The organism is Dietzia massiliensis, assembly GCF_018390595.1.
GTDB classification, from domain to species: Bacteria; Actinomycetota; Actinomycetes; order Mycobacteriales; family Mycobacteriaceae; genus Dietzia; species Dietzia massiliensis.
Genome location: NZ_JAHBAV010000100.1, coordinates 1 through 4,308, shown reverse-complemented (window position 1 = coordinate 4,308; position 4,308 = coordinate 1). Strand labels below are relative to the sequence as shown.

2 protein-coding genes and 2 pseudogenes are annotated in these 4,308 nt (G+C 67.6%); 2 read left to right on the top strand and 2 right to left on the bottom strand.

From position 1 onward, the window contains the following. Both KHA85_RS16020 and KHA85_RS16015 read right to left on the bottom strand, forming a co-directional pair. Positions 1-201 (bottom strand): annotated as a pseudogene (locus KHA85_RS16020) (hypothetical protein); the annotation flags it as partial. A 40-nt stretch (positions 202-241) separates the two neighbouring features. Further along, positions 242-1,723 (bottom strand): annotated as a pseudogene (locus KHA85_RS16015) (multicopper oxidase family protein). A 324-nt stretch (positions 1,724-2,047) separates the two neighbouring features. Here KHA85_RS16015 and KHA85_RS16010 point away from each other — a divergent pair. Then, positions 2,048-2,737, top strand: a complete 690-nt coding sequence (locus KHA85_RS16010; protein WP_106385703.1) for a winged helix-turn-helix domain-containing protein — start codon at positions 2,048-2,050, stop codon at positions 2,735-2,737. Positions 2,738-2,829: 92 nt separating this feature from the next. Next, positions 2,830-3,885 (top strand): sensor histidine kinase, encoded by a 1,056-nt coding sequence (locus KHA85_RS16005; protein WP_213186570.1) that lies wholly within the window; start codon positions 2,830-2,832, stop codon positions 3,883-3,885. Positions 3,886-4,308 lie beyond the last annotated feature (423 nt).

Here is a 4,308-nt window from a genome sequence, read left to right as displayed (position 1 = left end):
GCCCCCGTGGCCCCCGTGGCCCCCTTGGCCGCCAAGGGTGTCCTCGTTCTGTGTGGCGGCGGCGGTGCCCGTCGCGGGAGTGGATGTGGTGGTTGCCGGGATGGACGCGGCCGAGGTGTCCTCGGTGTTGTCGGTACAGGCCGATAGTGCCAGCGTGGCGGCGATGAGGGTGGCGGGGATCAGCATGGGGGTGCGGGTCATGGTGGTGAAGCGCCTTTCGGGTTGGTGAGCAAACTGGTGGTCAGGCCAGGTAAGACAGGGTGGTCATCATTCCGGCCTCCATGTGGTAGGCGTTGTGGCAGTGAAGGGCCCACTGGCCGGGGTGGTCGGTGTCGAATTCGATCTCAGCGGTGCGCATGGGTCAGAGCGTGACGGTGTCTTTGCGGAGCCCGCTATCGGCGAGGGCGAAGGTGTGACCGTGCAGATGCATCGGGTGGGCCATGTCGGACATGTTGCGCAGCCGTATCCGAACCCGCTGACCGCGGGAGACCTCCAGCGGTGTGGTGTCGGGATGAGCCTGCCCGTTGAGGGTCCAGCGATAGGGCATCATGCTGCCGCCCAGGTCGACGCTGAGATAACGGTCATGACCCTGGTCTGTCAGGCGCGATGCCGGCGCCGGGCTCAGGTCTGCCGGAAGCAGCACTCGGCGGTCGAGTTCGATGGGACGGGGATCGTCGGGCAGATCGCCGGAACCGGTGCGCACGATAGCGAAGGCGTGGCCGTTCTTGCCTTCAGCCTCGGCGAAGATCGGGAAGGCTCCGTCGGCCAAGGTGACCAGGACGTCGACTCGCTCGCCCATCGCGAGCAGGATCGATTCTGTCTGGTGCGGTGCGGTGGGAAAGCCGTCGGTGTGGGTGACGGTCATCGTGTGCCCGCCGACGGCGACACGGAAGAACGTGTCGGCCCCGGCGTTGATGAACCGGATCCGCGCCCGCTGCCCCGGTCTGGCGATCCACCGGACCGGGTCGGCGGGAATCTTCCCATTGAGCAGAAAGTGCGGGTAACTGACGTCGCCGGCAGCGCCGAGCAACCGGGAGATGATGCTTTGATGGCCTGGACCGTCGTGCATTCGGCCGTGGCCCGGGGCGCGACCGTGAGGCCCCGGAGTGTCGATGCCCAATGCGCGGGCCGCGTCGTCTGGGGTGCCGTCGATGCCGTCGAGCCAGTCATCGACGACGACCACCCATTCATGGTCGAAGTCCCCTGGCTCGGCCGGGTCGTCGACGATCAGCGGGCCGTACAGACCCCGGTCGAGCTGCAGCCCAGAATGCGAGTGGTACCAGTGGGTACCGGCATCCGGAACGGTGAACTCGTAGGTGAATCGGTCACCTGGCTCGATCGCCTCTTGTGTCAGGCCTGGCGCGCCGTCCATGTCGTTGCGCAGGGCGATGCCATGCCAGTGCACGCTGGTCGGTTCGTCGAGCTGGTTATCGACCTCCACGCGCAGCAGGTCTCCGGCCCCGGCCCGCAGGGCAGGCCCCGGTACGGTAGGACCGTAGGCCCAGGTGGCGACCACGATCCCACCCAGGTCTACCTCCGCCGGACGAGGGGACAGGCGGGCGTCGACGATGCGCTGACCTGCACGCTGGCGCTGCGCCTCGACATCGCCCACTACTGGGTCCGATGCCGTCACCGGCACCCCCGAGGGGCCGGACTGTCCACACGCGCCCAACGCCCCGGCACCAGCGAGAGCCGACCCGAGGAGAAATGCTCTCCGCGACATCCCGGTCACTGTTGCGACTCCGCCGACGGATCACCGAACAGCGCGGTGACCAGCAGCATCGTCGAGGCCCACAGGGCGGCCACGACGACGGCGCCGAGCGCCAGCCCGCCCCATCCGACCACGTTATACCTCCCGCGTCTGACTCCAGTGGCCATCGTGACCGTGCATCCCGCCGGCTTCAATGGAGATCGTGTGAAGATTCGATCAAGCCCCCACCGCAGTGACGGGTCATCAGTCGGGGAGGCGAAAATGACGGGCATGCCCTTTGCCGATGAACGCGGTGACCGTCGTCCGCGCCGCGCCGATCCCCCAGCGCTGCGGGCGATGGTGGTCGACGACGAGGAGCCCCTGGCCGATCTGGTGGGGTCGTATCTCGAGCGCGACGGCTTCGACGTCACGATCACCGGTGACGGCCAGGATGCTGTGGACCTGGCCTGCCGCATCGCCCCGGACGTAATCGTTCTCGACCTGGGACTCCCCGGGCTGGACGGGATCGAGGTCTGCCGACAGGTCAGAACCCACAGTGACGCGTACATCGTCATGCTCACCGCCCGGACCGAAGAGGTCGACACCCTGATCGGACTGTCTGTGGGCGCAGACGACTACATGACCAAACCGTTCAGCCCTCGAGTGCTCTCGGCCCGGATTCAGGCGATGATGCGCAGACCACGGCAGGGCACTGCCAAGGGCGGCGGAAAGGCATCACCCCGAGTGCACTCGATCGGCCGGCTGACCATCGACACCGCCGGGCGAGAGGTCGCCGTCGGTGGTACCGCCATCGAGCTGACCCGCACCGAGTTCGACATCCTCGTCGCCTTGGCCCGCGACCCCGGGATCGTCGTGACCCGCGCACAGTTGATGGCCGCCGTGTGGGGACCGAACTGGGTGGGCGATGACCACCTGGTCGACGTCCACATCGGCCACCTGCGTCGCAAGCTCGGCGACGACGCGGCTGTGGGCCGCTACGTCCGCACGGTCCGAGGGGTCGGCTACCGCATGGGACCATGCCAATGAGGTCCACCTCGCCACCAACACCGGCCACGCCCGACACCCGCCCCCGTCGTCGCGCGGCCGGAGTCAGCTTCGGCACCCGCCTGCTGTTGGCGATGACCAGCGTGGTCGTCGGAAGCACGGCCAGCGCGTGGCTCGTTGCCTCTGCACTGGCCCCGGGCATCTTTCACGACCACCTCGGTCAAGCCGGCATCGACCACAACTCCAGCCAAGCCGCCCACGTCGAGGAAGCATTCACCGTCGCGATCATCCTGGCCTGGGGATTCGCGGTGGGCATCGCCCTGCTGCTGGCACTGGCAGCGACCTGGTACCTCACCCGCCGAGTCCAACGCTCGGTCACCATCGTCACCACCACCACCGCCGACATCGCCCAAGGGCACTACGCGACTCGGATGACAAGCCCGAAGCTCGGCCGAGAGTTTGACGACTTGGCCACCAGCGTCAACGAACTCGCCCGACGTCTGGATGCCACCGACGTCACCAGACGACGAATGCTCGCCGACCTCGGTCATGAGATGCGCACCCCGCTGGCCACCATCGACTCCTACCTCGAAGCCATCGACGACGGCGTGCGCAGCTTCGACGACACCACCAGACAGGTGCTGTGGGCGGCCACCAGACGTCTTGAACGCCTCGCCGCGGACATCGTCGCCGTCTCCGACGCGGAAGAACACCTCACCCGACTACACCCGGCCCCGACCACGACAGACGCGCTCGTAGCGACTGCCGCAAAGGCAGCACGCGAACGCTACCTCGACAAAGGCGTGCACCTGCATCTAGGTGAGATCGACCCGGTCGCGGTCACCGTCGATGCCGACCGCATCGGACAGGCTCTGGCCAACCTTCTCGACAACGCGCTGCGCCACACCCCACCCGGCGGGACCGTCACCCTCGGCAGCCACCGCCCGGGCCCGGCAACGGCGGCCATCACCGTCTCCGACACAGGAGACGGAATCGCCACCGAGCACCTCGATCACCTCTTCGACCGCTTCTACCGCGCCGACCCCGCCCGAGGCCGAACCGCTGGCGGCAGCGGAATCGGCCTCGCGATCACCCGGGCACTCGTCGACGCACACGGAGGACGCATCCGCGTCATCAGTCACGGCCCGGGCCACGGCGCCCAATTCACCCTCGACCTACCCGCCGGCTGAGGCGCGCATGAACAGCGAACAGCAGAGCATGACTATCTGCCGGGCCGAAAAGCCCCACGCCGCGACTGCATGTCATAACGCCTGGTTACCCGAACTGGACAGACCGGACTTGTGTGGGCGCACGGACAGTAGCTGCAGGTTTAACGAAACTGGCGGAGGCGGGCGCCGCGTTTCCAGGTGGACTGCGACTCATTGAGAGCTGGCGGGAGGAGGCCCGCACGCAAGTCGAGGTCCGAACCGGGGCGCGCGCCGCTTCCGCTTGCACCCGGACGCGCCAGGGTCCACTGCGTGAGGCCGTGGGGCTGCAGGCTCGGGGTTTCGGCCCTGGGGCGGGCCGGTCCTGGGTGTCGACGCCCGGAAAGGCGTGCTGACCAGGCGATTAGTACTTTCGTTGCGGCTCGTGTAACTTTATCGGAGCCGCCA